18 protein-coding genes are annotated in these 17,312 nt (G+C 71.1%); 14 read left to right on the top strand and 4 right to left on the bottom strand.

Annotated elements, in window-relative coordinates; translation table 11 throughout:
• Positions 1-108: 108 nt before the first annotated feature.
• Complete coding sequence (locus IEY75_RS05735) at positions 109-450, top strand: STAS domain-containing protein (protein WP_189113151.1); 342 nt, start codon at positions 109-111, stop codon at positions 448-450.
• Positions 451-461: 11 nt separating this feature from the next.
• Complete coding sequence (locus IEY75_RS05730) at positions 462-902, top strand: ATP-binding protein (RefSeq protein ID WP_189113150.1); 441 nt, start codon at positions 462-464, stop codon at positions 900-902.
• Between the two features lie 203 nt (positions 903-1,105).
• Here the strand turns inward: IEY75_RS05730 and IEY75_RS05725 are convergent, their stop codons facing one another.
• The 4 genes from IEY75_RS05725 to IEY75_RS05710 all read right to left on the bottom strand — a co-directional run bounded on the left by IEY75_RS05725 (position 1,106) and on the right by IEY75_RS05710 (position 3,662).
• Positions 1,106-1,474: a hypothetical protein gene (locus tag IEY75_RS05725; protein ID WP_189113149.1), complete on the bottom strand. Its 369-nt coding sequence runs from the start codon at positions 1,472-1,474 to the stop codon at positions 1,106-1,108.
• Positions 1,475-1,536: 62 nt separating this feature from the next.
• Positions 1,537-2,028, bottom strand: a complete 492-nt coding sequence (locus IEY75_RS05720; RefSeq protein WP_189113148.1) for a roadblock/LC7 domain-containing protein — start codon at positions 2,026-2,028, stop codon at positions 1,537-1,539.
• A 52-nt stretch (positions 2,029-2,080) separates the two neighbouring features.
• Positions 2,081-3,244 carry a DUF4388 domain-containing protein gene (locus IEY75_RS05715; protein ID WP_189113147.1) on the bottom strand — a complete coding sequence of 388 codons (1,164 nt, stop codon included), beginning with the start codon at positions 3,242-3,244 and terminating at the stop codon, positions 2,081-2,083.
• Between the two features lie 40 nt (positions 3,245-3,284).
• A complete protein-coding gene (locus IEY75_RS05710) occupies positions 3,285-3,662 on the bottom strand; it encodes a hypothetical protein (protein ID WP_189113146.1) in 378 nt (125 codons plus the stop codon).
• 588 nt (positions 3,663-4,250) lie between these two features.
• On the opposite strand from IEY75_RS05710, the gene IEY75_RS05705 reads away from it, so the two are divergent.
• The 12 genes from IEY75_RS05705 to IEY75_RS05650 all read left to right on the top strand — a co-directional run bounded on the left by IEY75_RS05705 (position 4,251) and on the right by IEY75_RS05650 (position 17,284).
• Complete coding sequence (locus IEY75_RS05705; protein ID WP_373290222.1) at positions 4,251-6,626, top strand: sodium-translocating pyrophosphatase; 2,376 nt, start codon at positions 4,251-4,253, stop codon at positions 6,624-6,626.
• A gap of 204 nt (positions 6,627-6,830) precedes the next feature.
• The gene (locus tag IEY75_RS05700) at positions 6,831-7,367 is read left to right on the top strand and encodes a hypothetical protein (RefSeq protein ID WP_229789378.1); all 537 of its coding nucleotides are present in this window, start codon (positions 6,831-6,833) and stop codon (positions 7,365-7,367) included.
• 391 nt (positions 7,368-7,758) lie between these two features.
• A complete protein-coding gene (topA, locus tag IEY75_RS05695) occupies positions 7,759-10,632 on the top strand; it encodes a type I DNA topoisomerase (protein WP_189113144.1) in 2,874 nt (957 codons plus the stop codon).
• Between the two features lie 320 nt (positions 10,633-10,952).
• Positions 10,953-11,576 carry a TetR/AcrR family transcriptional regulator gene (locus IEY75_RS05690; RefSeq protein WP_229789377.1) on the top strand — a complete coding sequence of 208 codons (624 nt, stop codon included), beginning with the start codon at positions 10,953-10,955 and terminating at the stop codon, positions 11,574-11,576.
• Positions 11,577-11,973: 397 nt separating this feature from the next.
• A complete protein-coding gene (locus IEY75_RS05685) occupies positions 11,974-12,603 on the top strand; it encodes a DUF4360 domain-containing protein (protein WP_189113143.1) in 630 nt (209 codons plus the stop codon).
• 111 nt (positions 12,604-12,714) lie between these two features.
• A complete protein-coding gene (locus tag IEY75_RS05680) occupies positions 12,715-13,323 on the top strand; it encodes a DUF4360 domain-containing protein (protein WP_189113142.1) in 609 nt (202 codons plus the stop codon).
• A gap of 14 nt (positions 13,324-13,337) precedes the next feature.
• Positions 13,338-13,934 (top strand): DUF4360 domain-containing protein, encoded by a 597-nt coding sequence (locus IEY75_RS05675; RefSeq protein WP_189113141.1) that lies wholly within the window; start codon positions 13,338-13,340, stop codon positions 13,932-13,934.
• The gene (locus IEY75_RS05670) at positions 13,919-14,587 is read left to right on the top strand and encodes a DUF4360 domain-containing protein (RefSeq protein ID WP_189113140.1); all 669 of its coding nucleotides are present in this window, start codon (positions 13,919-13,921) and stop codon (positions 14,585-14,587) included. Before IEY75_RS05675 ends, IEY75_RS05670 begins: the two co-directional genes overlap by 16 nt.
• 36 nt (positions 14,588-14,623) lie before the next feature.
• Positions 14,624-15,310, top strand: a complete 687-nt coding sequence (locus IEY75_RS05665; protein WP_268244330.1) for a DUF4360 domain-containing protein — start codon at positions 14,624-14,626, stop codon at positions 15,308-15,310.
• Positions 15,311-15,317: 7 nt separating this feature from the next.
• Complete coding sequence (locus IEY75_RS05660) at positions 15,318-15,872, top strand: DUF4360 domain-containing protein (protein ID WP_189113138.1); 555 nt, start codon at positions 15,318-15,320, stop codon at positions 15,870-15,872.
• An 84-nt stretch (positions 15,873-15,956) separates the two neighbouring features.
• Entirely contained in the window at positions 15,957-16,571 is a 615-nt protein-coding gene (locus tag IEY75_RS05655; RefSeq protein WP_189113137.1) for a DUF4360 domain-containing protein, read from the top strand.
• 35 nt (positions 16,572-16,606) lie between these two features.
• On the top strand, positions 16,607-17,284 hold the full coding sequence (locus IEY75_RS05650) for a DUF4360 domain-containing protein (protein ID WP_189113136.1): 678 nt from the start codon (positions 16,607-16,609) through the stop codon (positions 17,282-17,284).
• The last annotated feature ends 28 nt before the right edge of the window (positions 17,285-17,312 follow it).

Raw genomic sequence — 17,312 nt, 5'->3', positions numbered from 1 at the left:
GGATCGGCCAGCCACCCGCCGGGCGGAAACTCCCCATCGGGATGCGTGGCACCATCCGTCGATGGTTAGATTCGTGGGGCCGATGCCGTAGGCGAGGGGGTGCACCGCATGGAGCTGGCGCTGACGAGCCGCACCGTCGGGGAACACACGGTGCTTGAGGTCGGCGGCGAGGTCGACGTCTACACGGCACCCCGGCTGCGGGAGGAGCTGCTGGCGTTGATCGACGGCGGCACCCGCAGGATCGTGGTGGACCTGCAACGGGTCGACTTCCTCGACTCCACGGGGCTCGGCGTCCTGGTCGGCGCCATGAAGAAGCTGCGCGGCGTGGACGGCACCTTCGGCCTGGTCTGCGCGAAGGAACCGCTTCTGAAGATTTTCCGCATCACGGCGCTGGACCAGGTGTTCCCGCTGTACGAGTCCGTCGACGCCGCGATCGCCGCGGGCGCCTGACCGGCTGGCGCGTGATGGCTGACGTACGGCTGTGTTTCTCCCCGGCCCCCGTGCACGTGCGCACCGCCCGCCTCGTCGGGGTGGCGGTGGCCCGGCGGGCGGGCCTGCGCGAGGAGTTGCTCGACGAGGTGCGCCTGGCGGTCGGTGAGGCGTGCGCCCGCGCGGTCGCGCTGCACCGCCAGTACGGGCTGCGCGACCAGGTCGAGGTGACCATCTCCGACGACGAGCCGTACACCGTCCGGGTGGTCGACCGCGCTCCGGTCGAGGCCGGCCTGGGCCTGAGCGCGCTGCCGCCCGACGAGCTGGCGGACGAGTCGCTGACCGACGAGGCGCTGACGGTAGGCGTGGGCTTCGCCCTGCTGGCCGGCCTCGTGGAGGACCTCCAGGTCCGCCCGGTCGCCGAGGGGATCGGCACCGAGGTCCGCATGTCCTGGCCCCTGCACCGCCGCTGACCGCTCCTCACGGACCATCCCTCACGGGAACCCTTTCGCACGGACCGTTCGCCACGGGCCGGCCTCGCCGCCGCACCCCGCATCGGGCGCCCCGGACACCGGTCACGCTGCGGTCGGGCAGCGAGGCCGCCAGGGCCGCCGAGGCCGCCGAAGCCGCCGAGGGCCGGCCGGGCCGCAGCGGCCCGGCCGACCTCCGGTGGCGGTCAGACCTCCAGGTCGCTCTCGATCCGGCGTACCTGGTGGCGGGCCATCGCCAGGTTCGCCCGGTCCTTGCGCAGGGCCAGGTACAGGAACAGCCCCTTCCCGGACCGCGCCGTCAGCGGCCGGATCAGGTGGTACTGGGTGTCCAGCGTGATGAGGATGTCCTCGATCTGCTCGTTGAGGTTCAGCATCTCGATCGTGCGCATCTTGGCGCGGACGACGTCAGTGTTGCCGGCCGCGGCGACCGTCAGGTCGAGGTCCTTGCCGCCGCCGGTGGTACCGAGCGCCATGCCGCTGGTGTGGTCCACCACCGCGACCCCGACCGCGCCGTCGATCTGCATCATTTCCTTGAGGGCGCTATCCATGTCCATGGCTGTACTCCGTGTGTGAGAGGGATCGTGCGGGGGTCCGTGGCCGCGGAGGCGGCCGCGGGTCAGCCGGCGTTCTTCTGCCGGGCGTTGCGGGGCAGGGACGCCATCGGCTTGCGCCGGGCCAGGCCGCCGGGGACGTCCTTGCGTGACGGCCGCGCGGACCGTCGGGGGTCGGCCGCCGTCGGCGCGCTGGGCGCGATCTGGGCCAGTCGTTCGAGGGTGCGCCGGGCCTCCAGGTGGACCCGGGCCAGGTTCGCCAGCCGGCCGGTGACCACCGTCAGCAGCGCGTCCCGCCCGGCGGCGTACGTGGTGATGTAGCCGCCCGCGCAGGCCACCACCGTCTCCCGGAGCGTCCCGTGGTCGACCGCCACCGCGAACCGCCGGGCCAGCCCCAGGCTCGCCGCGGACATGGCGGCCAGTGTCTCCGGGTCCAGGTCGTGCGCGTCGTGGGCGACGACCATCCCGTCGGTGGTGGCGAGCACGCTGCCGGTCAGTTCGGGCAGGCGTTCGCGGAGCCGGGCGAGTTCGGTCAGCACCGCGGGTTCCACTGTCACGTCGCGCTCCATTCATCGGTTCGTCGCCAGGTCGGGGGTGGGGGCGCCCGGGTCACGCCATGCCCCACAGCGCGCTGCGCAGCCGCAGCAGCAGGGCTTCGTCGGGCGGCGCGACGGGCGGTGCGGCGTCGCCGGGCGGGCGGGGTGCCGGCTGCCGCCGGGGCAGCCCGGACCCGCCGGGGCTCCGCCCGGGGCCGGCCGCCGCGTCGCCGCCCGGGGGAGCTCCGGCACGCGGGGAGCCCGGTACCCCGTCGGCGGACGGGGTACCGGCCGCCGGACCTGCCGCCCCGGCTGATGCGCCGGTCTGCGTCGGAGCGGCCGGGCCCGCGCCGGTCGGCGCCTCGGCGCGGGGTGGGCCGGCCGGCGCCGCCTCCGCCACGTGCCGGCCCACCGCAGGACCCGCCCCGGGGGCGGGCGACAGCCGCGCGCCTCGCTGTGCGGGCACCTCGACGGTGTGGGCCTCCCGCCGCCCGGCCGACGGGAGGCCTGCCGCGGCCGCCGGCAGCGCGTACCCGGCCCCCGCCCCGACCCGGTTGGCCGGCGGCATCCGGACGAGGCCCTCGGCGGCGAGCCGGCGGGTCTCCTGGAGGCAGGCGTAGGAGGCCCGGCCGAGCCGGCGGGCCAGGCCGGTGGGGGTGCGCTGGCCGTCCGCGTGCACGATCAGCTCCCACTGGAGGCCGCTGAGCCGGATCCGGTCGCGGCGCAGCCGCGGTACGGGCACCACCGGCGTGCTGTCCACCTCGGGCCGGTCGAGGATCTCGGTCAGCGCCCGGCGGCGGCGGGCGGTCTCGCCGACGAGCGCGGGCACGGGTACGGCGGCGACCGCGCCGAGCCAGTGCGGCCGGTCGGGCTCGAACCGGACGGGCACCGCCCGCGGCACGAGGACGAAGTACGTCGCGTCGTAGATCACGCCCAGCACGCACAGTTCCAGCTCGCCGCGCGTGAGGTGGCCCTGCTCGACCAGGAGCGGGCCGACCCGGTGCTCGGGCGTGCCCGCGTCCACCGCGAGCCGCCACACCTCGCCGGACAGCCGGCCCCCGATCGTGAGCAGCTCGCCGACGCCCGGAGCCAGGGGCGACGAGGCGTGGGTCACCGCGCCGCCGACCAGGTGCAGGACGCCGGGCGGGTCGCTGCCGATGTGCAGGGCGCCGCTGGCCCGGGTGTCGGCGAGCGCGGCGAGGACGCGGTGGGGCTCGGCCGGGCTGGTCGCGGTCATCGCCGGCACCGGCGGGCGGGGGCGGGCATCGGCGCCGTCCTCAGGCGCCGACGAGGTGGCCGCCGAGCTCCTGGAGGCTGCGGCGGGCGACGGCGAGGTTGCCGCGCTCCCGGTCCAGCCACAGGTAGAGCACGAGGCGGGCGTCGAACTCGGTGGGGATCCGCCGGATGAGGTGGTATCCCGACTGACTGGTGATGATCAGGTCCTCCAGGTCGTCGTCGGGGGTGGCGGAAGAGAACGGCCCGCCGCGGGTCACCGCGGCCATCACCCGCGCGGCGCCGGCGGCGAGGGCGCGGTCGTCCTCCGGTGTACCGCCGGTGGTGCCGAGCGGGGTGCCGGTGCCGTAGTCGACGATGCCCGCCCCGATGGCGCCGGGGATCGCCATGGCGTGGTCGAGGTACGCGTCAACACCGGGCACATCCACTCCTCAGCCCGGGTCGCCGTGTCCACGGTCGGCCTGGACGCGGCGGGCCGGGCGGTTCGGCCGACGGGGACCCGGACCGCCCCGGCCTGGACCTGCGGTTCCCCTCACTCACCGCCATCATTCGGTGACTTCCGCGGGGTACGTCGCACAAAAAGTCCGACACGGGCGGGTGACGCGGCGGGTTCACCGGGACCGGGAAGCCGGCACAGATGAGCGCCAACACGCTTCGATGATCATGAAGGCGGCACACCACTACGTAACGTGCTGATATAGCAGGATGGGTGCCACCAAGACACAGGGTGCAAGATCTCTTATTTCCGGCAAAAGCCCAGCTAAGGTACCCGAGTCATATCCCCGCATCCACGACGGCCGTACGGTGATCGTGAGCTGGGTCACCCGACGAGCCTCGCGGGCTTCCGCGCTTCATGGACGCCCTAACCGCGATCGACGCTCCCCCCGGACGACGTCGTCGCCGTGCGCTCACGGCGCACGGGTCCACGCAACGGGCGGCGATGTGGACGCGCGACGTCGGTGCGACCACCGGCGCGGTGCGCGTACTACAGGAGGACTCGATTGTCCGGCATGGTCCACGCCGCTGACGGCGGCACCACATCCCTCACCGGCGGCAACGTCACCTATATCGTCGTAGCGGCCGCGATCGCCCTGGTGGCGCTCGGCTTCGCGGGCGCCCTGACCCGGACGGTACTCGCCGCCGGTAAGGGTACCGACCGTATGCAGGAGATCGCCGGGGCGGTCCAGGAAGGCGCGAGCGCCTACCTGTTCCGGCAGTTCAAGACCCTCGCCATCTTCGTGGTCGTCGCGGTCGTCCTGCTGTTCATCCTCCCGGTGCACGACGTCGAGGGCGACGAACTGGCGGTCAAGCTCGGCCGCTCCGGCTTCTTCATCGTCGGGGCGCTGTTCAGCGCGTTCATCGGCGGCGCCGGCATGGCGCTGGCGACCCGGGCGAACCTGCGGGTCGCCGCCGCCGCGCGGGCGGCCGAGGGCGGCCGCGAGCACGCGATGAAGATCGCGTTCCGCACCGGCGGCGTCGTCGGCTTCCTCACGGTCGGCCTCGGCCTCCTCGGGGCGTCGCTGGTCGTGCTGTTCTACGAGGGCGACGCGCCCACCGTCCTGGAGGGCTTCGGCTTCGGCGCCGCCCTGCTGGCGATGTTCATGCGGGTCGGCGGCGGCATCTTCACCAAGGCCGCCGACGTCGGCGCGGACCTGGTCGGCAAGGTCGAGCAGGGCATCCCGGAGGACGACGCGCGCAACCCCGCCACCATCGCCGACAACGTGGGCGACAACGTCGGCGACTGCGCCGGCATGGCCGCGGACCTGTTCGAGTCGTACGCCGTCACGCTGGTGGCCAGCCTGATCCTCGGCCGCGCCGCCTTCGGCGAATCCGGTCTGGTGTTCCCGCTGATCGTCAGCGCGATCGGCGCCCTCATCGCGATCGTCGGCGTCTTCCTGACCCGGCTGCGCAAGTCCGACCGCAACGGCCTCACGGCCATCAACCGCGCCTTCTACCTCTCCGCCGTGCTCAGCGCCGCGGCCGTGGCCGTCGTGGCGTACGGGTACCTGAAGCCGACCTGGGAGGGGCTGCTCGGCGTCGAGTGGCGGGAGAAGCTGGGCGTGGACGGCGAACTGCCGCTCGGCCCGCGCGGGGTGGCGATCAGCGCCGTCGTCATCGGCATCGTGATCGCCGCCGCGATCCAGGCCCTGACCGGCTACTTCACCGAGACCGAGAAGCGGCCCGTCCAGGACATCGGCCGCAGTTCGCTGACCGGCGCCGCCACGGTGATCCTCGCCGGCATCAGCGTCGGCCTGGAGTCGGCGGTGTACTCGGCCCTGCTGATCGGCGCGGGCGTCTTCGGCGCCTTCCTGCTCGGCGGCGGTTCGATCACCCTATCGCTGTTCGCCGTGGCCCTGGCCGGCATCGGCCTGCTCACCACCGTCGGCGTCATCGTGGCGATGGACACCTTCGGCCCGATCTCGGACAACGCCCAGGGCATCGCCGAGATGTCCGGCGACATCGACGAGCGCGGCGCGCGCACGCTCACCGAGCTGGACGCGGTCGGCAACACGACCAAGGCCATCACCAAGGGCATCGCGATCGCCACGGCGGTCCTGGCCGCCACCGCGCTGTTCGGCTCGTACACCAAGACGATGCTGTCCTCGCTCACCGAGGCCGGCGTGCAGGACGCGGCCACCGAGGTCCTCAACCTGCTCAACGTCTCCAACCCGCGCAACCTGGTCGGCCTGCTGGTCGGCGCGGCGGTCGTGTTCCTGTTCTCCGGGCTTGCGATCAACGCGGTGTCCCGCTCCGCCGGTGCCGTGGTGATGGAGGTACGCCGCCAGTTCCGCGAGTTCCCGGGCATCATGGACCGCACCCAGCGGCCCGAGTACGGCCGCGTCGTCGACATCTGCACCCGCGACGCCCAGCGCGAGCTGATCACCCCGGGCCTGCTGGCGATCCTGGCGCCGATCGCCGTCGGCTTCGGCCTCGGCGCGGGCGCTCTGGCGGCGTACCTGGCCGGCGCGATCGGCACCGGCACGCTGATGGCGGTGTTCCTGGCCAACTCCGGCGGCGCCTGGGACAACGCGAAGAAGCTGGTCGAGGACGGCGCCCACGGCGGCAAGGGGTCCGAGGCGCACGCGGCCACGGTCATCGGCGACACCGTCGGCGACCCGTTCAAGGACACGGCCGGCCCGGCCATCAACCCGCTGCTCAAGGTGATGAACCTGGTCTCGCTGCTGATCGCCCCCGCCGTGGTGGCGTACAGCGTCGGCGCCGAGGAGAACACCGCGGTCCGGGTCAGCATCGCCGCGGCGGCGACGCTGGTGATCGTCGTGGCGGTCCTGTTCAGCAAGCGCAAGTCCATCGCGATGGACGAGGCGCCCGGGGGGACGACCGGCAACGACACGCCCGGCCAGCGCCAGGCCCCGGTCAAGGTCTGACCCGGCCGCGCCCGCCCGTCCGGGCGGACGACGCCCACCTAGTGGAACGCAGGTTCCGCCCGGGACCGGAAGGCCCCGCACCGCTCCGGCGGTGCGGGGCCTTCCGCCTGCGCGGCCGAGGCGCCTCCCCGGGCACAAGGGGGGACACACGTCTACATAGGAGTCAAGTGGGGCTCACCCGCCCGCGGGCCGTACCCTCGGGGGGTGCGTGCAGTGGGCGGGCGGTGGCTCGTGGCGGCGGTGGTGGCCGGGTGGTGCGCGGCGCTGAGCGGCTGCGCCGGGGACCCCTCGGCGACGGCGTGGGCGGCGTCGGTGTGCCAGGCGCTCGCGCCGTGGCGCACCGAGATCGGTGCACTGACCCAGCGCGCGCAGGAGCAGATGAAGGCGGCGACCACGCCGGCGCAGGCCAAGGAGAACCTGGTCCGCATGTTCAGCGAGGCCAGCGCGGCCAGCGAGCGCGCGCGGGCGGCCGTCACCCGGGCCGGCGTCCCCGATGTCGACCAGGGGCAGGCGGTCGCGCTGCGCTTCGACCGCACACTCCTGCGGATGCGCGACGCCTACGACGCCGCGCGGCGCGAGATCGACGGGCTGAACACCGCCGCCGCGGACCCGTTCTACGACGGGGTGGCCGTGGCCGTCAGCACGCTGCGCCGGGAGTACGACGCGGGCGCCATGCTCACCGCCCGGGTCGAGTCGCCCGAACTGAAGGAGGCGTTCGACACGGCGCCGCAGTGCCGGTGAACCCGGCCGCGCCGGCCCGTCCGCGGGCGCCGCGGACCCCGCCAGCTACTGCCGGTGACGGGCGCCGCCCCGCCGCCGTCGGAGCGCGCCCGCTGGCCTGCGCCGCGCCGGTGCTGTCACCGGCCGTGGGTACGGTGTACCGTCCGTGGTCAGGGGGCAGGTCGGAGGTCCGGCGCGGTCGGCCCCGGGCGGGGCTCCCCGATCAGGTGTCGGCACCGCCTCCGCGGTCGGGGGACACCGCCGCGCGATACCGTGGGGCTTTCGTCGCCGCCCGTCACCCGTCGACGACGGCGGCAGTCAGGCTGGCGGCGGTCGAGTCGAGGCGGCGTTCAGGGTCGACGTAGCGGTCAGTACGGGTTCAGGTCAGCGCGGTTGAGGGTCAGGGAGTGTCGTGCCGAGTAGCAGCACCCGCCTGGTGATCGTCGAGTCACCGGCGAAGGCAAAGACGATCTCGGGCTACCTCGGCCCCGGCTACGTGGTCGAGGCGAGCCTGGGCCACATCCGGGACCTGCCGCGCAACGCCGCCGACGTGCCGGCCAAGTACAAGGGCGAGTCGTGGGCGCGCCTCGGGGTCGACGTCGACAACGGCTTCGCCGCCCTCTACGTCGTGTCCCCGGACCGCAAGCAGCACATCAGCAAGCTGAAGTCGCTGGCGGCCGACGCCGACGAGATCCTGCTCGCCACCGATGAGGACCGCGAGGGCGAGGCGATCGCCTGGCACCTCGTGGAGACCCTCAAGCCCAAGGTCCCCGTCCGCCGGATGGTCTTCCACGAGATCACCAAGCCGGCGATCCAGGCCGCCGTCGCCAACCCCCGCGAGATCGACCGCAGTCTGGTCGACGCGCAGGAGGCCCGCCGCATCCTCGACCGGCTGTACGGCTACGAGGTCTCGCCGGTGCTGTGGAAGAAGGTCATGCCGAAGCTGTCGGCGGGCCGGGTGCAGTCGGTGGCCACCCGGATCGTCGTCGAGCGCGAGCGGCAGCGGATGGCCTTCCGTAGCGCGGAGTACTGGGACATCACCGCCACCCTCGCCGTCCGCGACGCGGGCGAGGGGCCGCGCACCTTCCAGGCCACCCTCGTCGCCCTGGGCGGCGACCGGATCGCCACCGGCAAGGACTTCGCGCCGACCACCGGCCAGCTCCGGCCCCAGGCGGGCGCGGTCCACCTGGACGGCGACGGCGCGCGCGGGCTCGCCGCCCGGCTCGACGGGCGGCCGTTCGCGGTCACCCGGGTCGAGGAGAAGCCGTACCGGCGGCGGCCGTACGCGCCGTTCATCACCTCCACGCTCCAGCAGGAGGCGTCGCGCAAGCTGCGGTACTCGGCGCAGCAGACGATGCGGACCGCGCAGCGGCTGTACGAGAACGGCTACATCACCTACATGCGTACCGACTCGGTGAACCTCTCCGAGACAGCGCTGGCCGCGGCCCGCACCCAGATCGCCGAACTGTACGGCGACCGCTGCGTGCCGACCGAGGTCCGCCGGTACCAGTCCAAGGCCAAGAACGCCCAGGAGGCGCACGAGGCGATCCGCCCCGCGGGCGACGCGTTCCGCACCCCCGGCGAGGTGGCCGGCGAGCTGTCCGCTGAGGAGCTGCGGCTGTACGAGCTGATCTGGCGCCGCACCATCGCCTCGCAGATGATCGACGCGGTGGGCTCGTCGGTGTCGGTGCGGATCCGCGCCACGACCGCCGCGGGCGAGGAGGCCGACTTCGGCGCGACCGGCAAGACGATCACGGAGCCGGGCTTCCTGCGCGCGTACGTCGAGTCCTCCGACGACGAGAACGCCGAGGCCGAGGACGCCGAGCGCCGCCTGCCGAACCTGGCCAAGGACCAGCCGCTGTCCGCCGACGCGCTGGAGGCCGTCGGCCACACGACCTCGCCGCCGGCCCGGTACACCGAGGCGTCGCTGGTCAAGGCCCTGGAGGAGCGGGGCATCGGCCGACCGTCGACGTACGAGTCGATCATGCGGACGATCCAGGACCGCGGGTACGTGGCCAAGCGCGGCCAGGCGCTGATCCCCTCGTTCACGGCCTTCGCGGTGATCGGCCTGCTGGAGGGCTACTACCCGCGGCTGGTCGACTACGACTTCACCGCCGAGATGGAGAACGAGCTCGACGACATCGCCGGGGGCAACGCCGCCGCCGTCGACTTCCTCACCGCGTTCTACTTCGGCGCCGCGGCCGGCTCGGAGGACTCCGTGGCCCGGGCGGGTGGCCTGAAGAAGATGGTCACCGAGAACCTCGCCGAGATCGACGCGCGCTCGGTGAACTCGATCCCGCTGTACACCGACGAGGAGCGGCGGCACGTCGTCGTCCGCGTCGGCCGCTACGGCCCGTACCTGCAGCGCACCCCCGACGCGCCGCCGCCGGCCGACGGCGAAGCGCCGCCGGAGGGCGACCGCGCCGCGATCCCCGAGGGCGTGGCGCCCGACGAACTGACGCCCGAGAAGGTCAACGAGCTGTTCGTCGGCGGCAACGGCGAGCGCGAACTCGGGGACCACCCGGAGACCGGCGAGCCGGTGGTGCTGAAGTCCGGCCGGTTCGGCCCGTACGTCTCCACCGGCGACCGCAACGCCTCCCTGTTGCGCAGCCAGTCGCCGGAGGAGTTGACGCTGGAGCAGGCGCTGCAACTGCTCGCCCTGCCCCGGGTCCTCGGCAAGGCCGCCGACGGCCTGGAGGTCGTGTCGGCGGCAGGCCGCTACGGGCCGTACGTGAAGAAGGGCGAGGAGTACCGCTCGCTGGAGTCCGAGCACCAGATCTTCACCGTGACCCTGGACGAGGCCGTGGCCCTGCTCGCCGCGCCGAAGACGCGGCAGCGCCGCGAGGCCAAGCCCCCGCTGCGCGAGATGGGCAGCGACCCGCTGACCGAGAAGCCGCTGGTCATCAAGGACGGCCGGTTCGGCCCGTACGTCACCGACGGCGAGTACAACGCGTCGCTGCGCCGCGGCCAGACGCCGGAGGAGCTCACGGTCGCCCAGGCGTCGGAGATGCTCGCCGAGAAGCGCGCCAAGGGTCCCGCGAAGCCGGCGAAGAAGGCCGCGAAGAAGGCGACCAAGGCCGTCGACGGCGACGCGAAGCCGGCGAAGAAGGCCGCAGCCAAGAAGCCGGCAGCCAAGAAGACGGCAGCCGCCAAGACCGCCGGCACCAAGGCCGCCGGGGCGAAGGCCACTGGCGCCAAGGCCGCCGCGAAGAAGACCGCCGCGAAGAAGCCGGCGGCCAAGAAGGCGGCACCTTCGAAGGCGGGCGCCACCCAGGCGACGGATTGACATCGACCGCCGTACCCTGTCGTGAATCCGACTCTGTTCGGCTACGGTCGATGTCTCTGTGAGAGAATGACGTTCGCCTATCTCTGTCTGGACCTCGATCTCGCATGACCTGCGGTCTCCCGGCCCCCGCGCGGCTCCTCTGGTCCTGCGCGCCCCGGCTCGCAGGTTGTCGGGCGCGCCCGCCGGCCGAATCACCGACCCGATTCGCCCCGACCAGCGAGCGAACTGCCCACCCCGATCGTTAGGGACAGGGGAGCGGCGAGGTGTCGCTGCGGGCGCGTCGGGTGCGCGTCGAGCTGTACGAGAGGGGGTGACGGCGCGTGTCGACTTCGGTCGCGAGCGGGCCGTTGCGCCGGGTACCGGTCCAGGGCCGCAGCGTGGCCCGCGTGAAGCGGATGCTCGACGCGTGTGCCGAACTGGTCGACGAGGTGGGGTACGAGGCGCTCACCACCACCCTGCTCGCCGAGCGGGCCAGCGTCGCCATCGGCTCGGTGTACCAGTTCTTCCCGGACAAGCGGGCCATCGTCCAGGCGCTCACGGTCCGCAACATGGAGGCGTACCTGGAGCGGCTCGCGGCCCGCCTCGGCGCCGAGGAGTTCGCCGACTGGCGCGACGGCGTCGACGCCGCGATCGACGAGTACGTCGAGATGCACCGCAGCGTGCCAGGCTTCCGCACACTGCACTTCGGCGACGTGGTGGACGTCCACCTGCTCGACGCGGAGCGGGACAACAACGGGGTGATCGCCGACCAGCTCGCGGCGGCCCTGGCGGCGAAGTTCCCGCTGCCCGACGACGTGCGCCTGCGCTTCGCCCTGGAAATCGCCGTCCAGTCGGCCGACGCACTGATCAAGATGGCGTTCCGGCGCGACCCGGTCGGCGACCCGGCCGTGCTGGCCGAGGCTCGCCGACTCATCCGCGACTACCTCGAACGCCACCCCGTCTGACCCAGCGAGGCAATCATCCCTGCCGGTCGGGCGCCGGCTTCAGCGTCGACTGCCTACCACGCGCGACGTCCCTCGGGGCCGCCGCGGGCCGGTCCGCCGCGCAGCCCGCGCGTGCGTAGGCGCTGTCAGGGCACTGTGGCGTCCTCCTCTGCCTAACTTGATCGGGTTCGACCGGCGGTGCCGGGCTGAGCGGGGGCACGGTGATCACCACGCGGAGCGACTGTCGGATTGCCGACAATCGGCAGACCAAATAGGACACGACAGTGTCGTGCGATCGATGGTTCTCGCTACACTCGGACGAAGCACTAACCGAGCAGAACGGGGCAAAAGGTCGCCCGATCGGCCTGTCGTGCCGTGTTTACGGGCGCGCCCCGCTGCTGTCACGAGGGGACTCACCATGCGGGCTTTCAGCCATCCTGCCGTTGCTGTCGCTGCTGCCACGGCGTTGGCCGTCTTCGCCGGACCCGCTGTCGCAGCGCCCGTCCCCGGCTCGGCGCCGCCGCCCGGGGTGACCATGGAGTTCGGCGGCGCCAGCGGCACAGGCTGTCCCCGAGGCAGCGTGCAGTCGGCGGTGTCGAACGGGGGAAAGGCCATCACTGTGCTGTACAGCGAGTTCGAGGCCTCGACCGACGCCGGGCAGGGCAACAAGAGGTGTCTGACCAAGCTCAAACTGAAGTACCCGGACGGTTGGACCTACGCGGTGATCAAAGTTGACCATCGCGGATTCGGAGACCTTCCGAAGGGCTCCACGGGCTCCTTGTCGGCCGGACACTTCTTCAGCGGTGAGCCGGGCGAGGCCGGCAAGACCCACCAGTTCGCGAGTGGCCATACGGGCAACTGGCAGCGTACGCACTCCATCGAGAGCAGGGTCTACGCTCCCTGCGGCTCCGAGGTGACATTCAACATGAACACGGGCCTGACGGTCGACAAGGGCAGCATGTCGCCGACGGAGCGGGCGATCCTCACCCTCGACACGACCGACGGCGCCATCTCCGAGGAGTATCTCCTCGACTGGAAGGAGTGCTGAGCCAGCACTTCTCCCCGCCCACGGTGCGGGTGCGCCGACACCCTGCGCCGGTCGCCACCTTGGTTCAAGGACACAGTGATGCCTACCATAGTTCACGCATTTCTCAGCGTCATGACCACCGCCTCACTCGTGACGGCCGGGTCGCCCCCGGCGGCAGCCGGCGACCCCGACGATATTCTGACCATCGAAAGTATTAAGACCAGCGGTACCGGCTGCCCCACACCCGACTCCGTCACTTCTGAAATCCAGGACCACGGCAAGGTCTTCGTGGTGGGTTTCTACTCCTACGAGGTCCGGGCGCCGAAGGCCGTATCGACCGACCTGGCGGTCAAGACGTGCAGGTTGTCGCTGAAAATGAAACAGAAGCCCGGCTACACGTACGCGTTGGTTTCGGTGAACTTCCGTGGGGGCGCCAGCCGCGGGAAAGACGCACGCGCTCGTTTTGTCGGCAACTACGCATTTACGTCGGGAACAGGAAATCCGCCTGTCGTGTACGACGACATTGCTCCGAAGGACGACAGCGTCGCCTACGAGTGGGCGCGGAGGCAGGAAACAAAAGAATTCGTCTGGATGCCGTGTGACCAGGCCGCCTATCTCAACATCCAGACGCAGCTCGACGTGCGGCCGGGGCTCAACAACACGTCCGCGTGGGCCGACCTGAGTAGCACCGATGGCCGCTTCACCACACTGGAATTTCGTCATAAGCAATGCGATAAGTGAGTAGGAGGCTAACGATGGCGAGACTGGTAGCGGCGATCGCTACGGGTGTGCTGCTGTGCAGCACGGCCCAGCCTGCACTGGCGGATGCTGGGTCGACTGCTGCTGTTCGTTTCGTCTTCGGTGGCGCGAGTGGGACCGGTTGCGCACCGGATACGGTCGATGTCACGGAGTTGCCGAACGGCGGCCTGCGGGTGTACACGTCCGGGATCAAGGTGAAGGCGGACGTTCCCCAGGTCCGATGTGTCATGAGGATCCGGACAGAGGCGCCGGCCGGCTGGAGCTACAGCCTCCCGGTGGTGCGCTACCGGGGCGACATGATGCTGTACAAGGACGTCAGTGCCCGGATCAGCACCACCATTTCGTTCAGCGGCTCGGCCGAGCAGACGAGCACGGGATTCACCCTCGCGGATGCCCGCGGCGACTTCGACATCACGCATCAGGCTCCGCCGGACGCGCTTGTCTTCAAACCGTGTGGCGCCGACGTGACGATGAACATCTCCACGATGGCCGCACTCGCCGACCGGCCGGCCAAGACGCCGAGCCGCCTGGCCGTCCGGTCATTGGAGATCTCACCCGACGATCTGGTCTGGCGCGAATGTCCGCCAGTCTGAGAACCGCGGTCTCGCCGTCCTCCGCTCGTGGCCTGGTACGCGTCGCGGCGACGATCGTGGTTGGGATCGTATTCTCGGTAGGCACGACGCCGTGTGTCGCGGCGGCCGCTCCCGCCGCGAGCGGACTGACGGTCGGCCAGGTCAGCGCCAACGGACCAGGCTGCCGGAAAGGTAGCGCCGTCGTGCAGGTCACTGACGACGGACTCGGCTTCGACATCGGGTACAGCGCGTTTCGGGTGCAGGCACCCGCCGCAGTGGACGCGCCGAGTACGGTCAACTGCACGGTCACGCTGGAGATCATCCCAGCAGTGCGCAAGGAGTACGCACTGTCGTCGATCGTGCAGACCGGCCTCACCCGGCGCACCCCGGGCGCCAGCGCGGCGCTGCGATCGTCCGTCTACTTCAACGGGACGCGTGAACCGGAGCCGATCGAGAACGTGGACTTCGGGCCCGACGATGACAACTACAACCGTTTCGAGTTCGAGGAGAACCGCATCGATCTGGTGTGGTCGAAGTGCAACCAGCACAAGCTTCTCAACTACAGTCTGATCGCCGCCGTTTCGGCCCCGGCTAACGGCTCGGCAGAGGCGCAGCTCGATTCCACGCACGGAGGCATCCTGCGGTTCGCGGTACGCGACTGCGGGAAGGCGTGAAGAACGGACGCAATACCGGTGATTGATGGGGAACTCATGAGTGTGTGGGCTAGGTCGGGGGGCGTGGGCGGCTGCGCGATTCTCGTGGCGGCAGCAGTCACAGCCGCCCCAGCAGCCGCAGCGTCGTCTGGCGGGACCGATTCTGGCGCGAAGCTCGTCTCAGTCACCGCGAACGGTCCGGGGTGTGACAAGGACTCGGTGGTCGCCACCATCACCAAGGACGGCAGAGCCGTCAGCGTCACGTTCGCCGACTACCAGGTCGGGCGGAACTGGGAGCAGCAGAAACTGAAGCTGTCCGCCAATTGCACAGTGACGGTCGGCATCGACGTGAGCGACAACGTGCAGTTCGCCCTGTGGCGGGTCACGACACGCGGCTACACCAGTATCCCCAGAGGGGCGAAGGCGAGCTGGACCGTCGGCTACTACTACAACGGCCTTCCCGAGCCGGACCCGGTTGAGTATGGCGACCAGATCAGAGCGGACGGCAGTTGGCGTTCGTTCTTCACGGACTACGTCGTTCGGGAGGACGAGCTGTCGTGGTCTCGCTGCGGTCAGACCCGATACCTGAACGTAGCCTCGCGCCTGAGCGTGGCCGATGTGGCGCCCGCGGCGACCGCCTACCTCCAGATGGCCAAGAACGAGGTCGAGCCGGCCGTACTCGAAGTCCACACCCGACCCTGTGGCGAATCGAAGGGAAGGTCCGATGAGGCGACTCGCGTATAGCGTGGGTGTGCTCGCAGCACTTCTGGCGAGTGAGACCGGCGTGGGCCGAGCGGCACAGGCGGCCGGCGCGGAACCGGTGGTCACGATGCAGGTGGCCGAGGTGTCCGGCAGCGGATGCGACCGGGGCAACACGACGATCTCGACACTGCCCGACCGGACCGAGGTGGTGGTGGGGTTCAGTGCCCTGAGCATCAGACCCGCGAGCCGGTGGCGCACCCTGGACTGTGCGGTGCGGGGCTCCATCAGCGTTCCCGCGGGCTACCGGGCGACGTTCGTGTTCTTCAACGCGGCCGCCGGCTACGCCGCCGGGAGTGCCACGCTGCGCCAGACGCGCACGTTCGCGGCGGCGCCCCCGACGGCGGGTACCAGAATCTTCGGCCCCACGTTTGATGACATCTTCCGGGTGCACAACTCAGACACACCAGGAGGTTTGATCCCCTGTGGCGGCACAATTCCGTTCGTTAACAAGATCGACCTCGCAGCCGAGGCGGGAGCGACATTGTCCGTCGATTCCTTCGACATCGCGACCAGTCCCGACACGGTGGTACTGACCAAGTGCTGATTGTGGATACCATTCACCCGCACCAGGTGGGCGGGTGACCTCCCTCCGCGCATCACTCGTGGGGACTCCAGTGAAGGAGTGGCAGTGAGACACAGGCTGACGCGCGCCGTGACGGCAGTAGCCGTCATCACTCTGCCGGCAACCGTCGGGGCATACCCGGCGTCGGCGGGGACGATGGCGCAGGAACCGAGCAACGTGGCGGCTCTCGTCCATCTCGGCTCGGCGGGCACGGGCTGCAAGAAGGACAGCGTGCAGGCGACGGAGTTACCTGACGGGTCGCTTGGTCTCACCTATCCGGACCTGGCGCTCAAGGCGGCCGGTCACCGCACGTGCGGGTCCATCTTCGAACTGGACCCGCCGGAGGGGTGGACGGCCGCTGTGCCGGGCGTGCGGCTGGCCGGCACCGGACATCTGGTGGGGTCGGCGAAGGCCACGCTCACCACATCGACATACTTCGGCGGCGCCTCGCCGGACGAGGTAGCGGAGACCGGGACGACGATGTCGTCGCTGCGCGGCACCTACCGCGTCAGAAACGACTTTCCGGTGGAGAGACTGGCGTTTCAACCGTGCGGCCGGAAGACCTTCCTCAACATCGACGTGGTCATCGGGTTGGAGACGGACAAGGTGCCGAGCACGTTCGCACTCCGCCAACTCGTCGTCTCGCCGGCCGACTTCGTCTACCGCCAGTGCCCTCGGTGATCCGTCCCCGCCCGGCGACGCTCGGCGGACGGCGGGTGAGCCGTCCGACCCGCCGCTGCGCGGGCTCGGCCGTCCTCGCGGCGGCCGTCGTGCTCGCCGGGCAGACGCCGGTCGCGGCAGTTCGAGAATCCGGCAGCGCAGCGGACAGCTTCGCACCGGTCACCGGCCTCAGGGTCACCGCGCACAGCGGAGCCGGCTGTCCGGCCGGTAGCGTCACCTCGACCACAGGCCCCGACGATTCACTGCGCGTCGCTTTCTCGGCCATGAAGCTCCGCGCAGCAGGCAGGACTGTCCTGAGTTGCCGGCTGACGCTCGACGCCGAGCGCCCGGCTGGCTGGACCTGGGCCGTGCGCCAGCTGCGGTACGAGGGCGAGGCGGCGCTTGTGGATCCGGTGCGGCTTCAGGTTCGGGCGGCGGTGGGCGTCACCTCAGAGCTGAGTACCACGGCGACAGCGACTCTGGGCTCTCTAAACGGCACGTTCGCACTGGACACCGCCTTCCCGCCGGAGTCGCTGACGTACCTACCGTGCGGTATGAAGGCGTTCGTCCATACCCAGATGGATCTCGTTCTGGCTGGTGTGGCGGACGCTCCGAGCACGGTCGGCGTGCAGGCAGTCGCCTTCTCACCGGCGCAGTTCGCCTACCGCGAGTGCCCGCCGGCAGTAGCGTCCCGGCAGCGCGGTCCGGACCAGGGTGGCGGTCGCTCGGGGTAGGTCCGGCTCGTGCCGGCCCGCCTCCGGG

Source organism: Pilimelia terevasa, assembly GCF_014647915.1.
Classification (GTDB): domain Bacteria; phylum Actinomycetota; class Actinomycetes; order Mycobacteriales; family Micromonosporaceae; genus Pilimelia; species Pilimelia terevasa.
The sequence above is the reverse complement of the archived record's forward strand: the minus strand, read 5'-3'. Positions and strand labels throughout refer to the sequence as shown.

What these genes read in the sequence shown, in the direction of transcription:
- IEY75_RS05685 (WP_189113143.1), top strand. Translation starts at nt 11,974, where the DNA reads ATGCGGGCTTTCAGCCATCCTGCCGTTGCTGTCGCTGCTGCCACGGCG.
- IEY75_RS05675 (WP_189113141.1), top strand. Translation starts at nt 13,338, where the DNA reads ATGGCGAGACTGGTAGCGGCGATCGCTACGGGTGTGCTGCTGTGCAGC.
- IEY75_RS05680 (WP_189113142.1), top strand. Translation starts at nt 12,715, where the DNA reads ATGACCACCGCCTCACTCGTGACGGCCGGGTCGCCCCCGGCGGCAGCC.
- IEY75_RS05670 (WP_189113140.1), top strand. Translation starts at nt 13,919, where the DNA reads ATGTCCGCCAGTCTGAGAACCGCGGTCTCGCCGTCCTCCGCTCGTGGC.
- IEY75_RS05735 (WP_189113151.1), top strand. Translation starts at nt 109, where the DNA reads ATGGAGCTGGCGCTGACGAGCCGCACCGTCGGGGAACACACGGTGCTT.
- IEY75_RS05725 (WP_189113149.1), bottom strand. Translation starts at nt 1,474, where the DNA reads ATGGACATGGATAGCGCCCTCAAGGAAATGATGCAGATCGACGGCGCG.
- IEY75_RS05715 (WP_189113147.1), bottom strand. Translation starts at nt 3,244, where the DNA reads ATGACCGCGACCAGCCCGGCCGAGCCCCACCGCGTCCTCGCCGCGCTC.
- IEY75_RS05665 (WP_268244330.1), top strand. Translation starts at nt 14,624, where the DNA reads ATGAGTGTGTGGGCTAGGTCGGGGGGCGTGGGCGGCTGCGCGATTCTC.
- IEY75_RS05705 (WP_373290222.1), top strand. Translation starts at nt 4,251, where the DNA reads ATGGTCCACGCCGCTGACGGCGGCACCACATCCCTCACCGGCGGCAAC.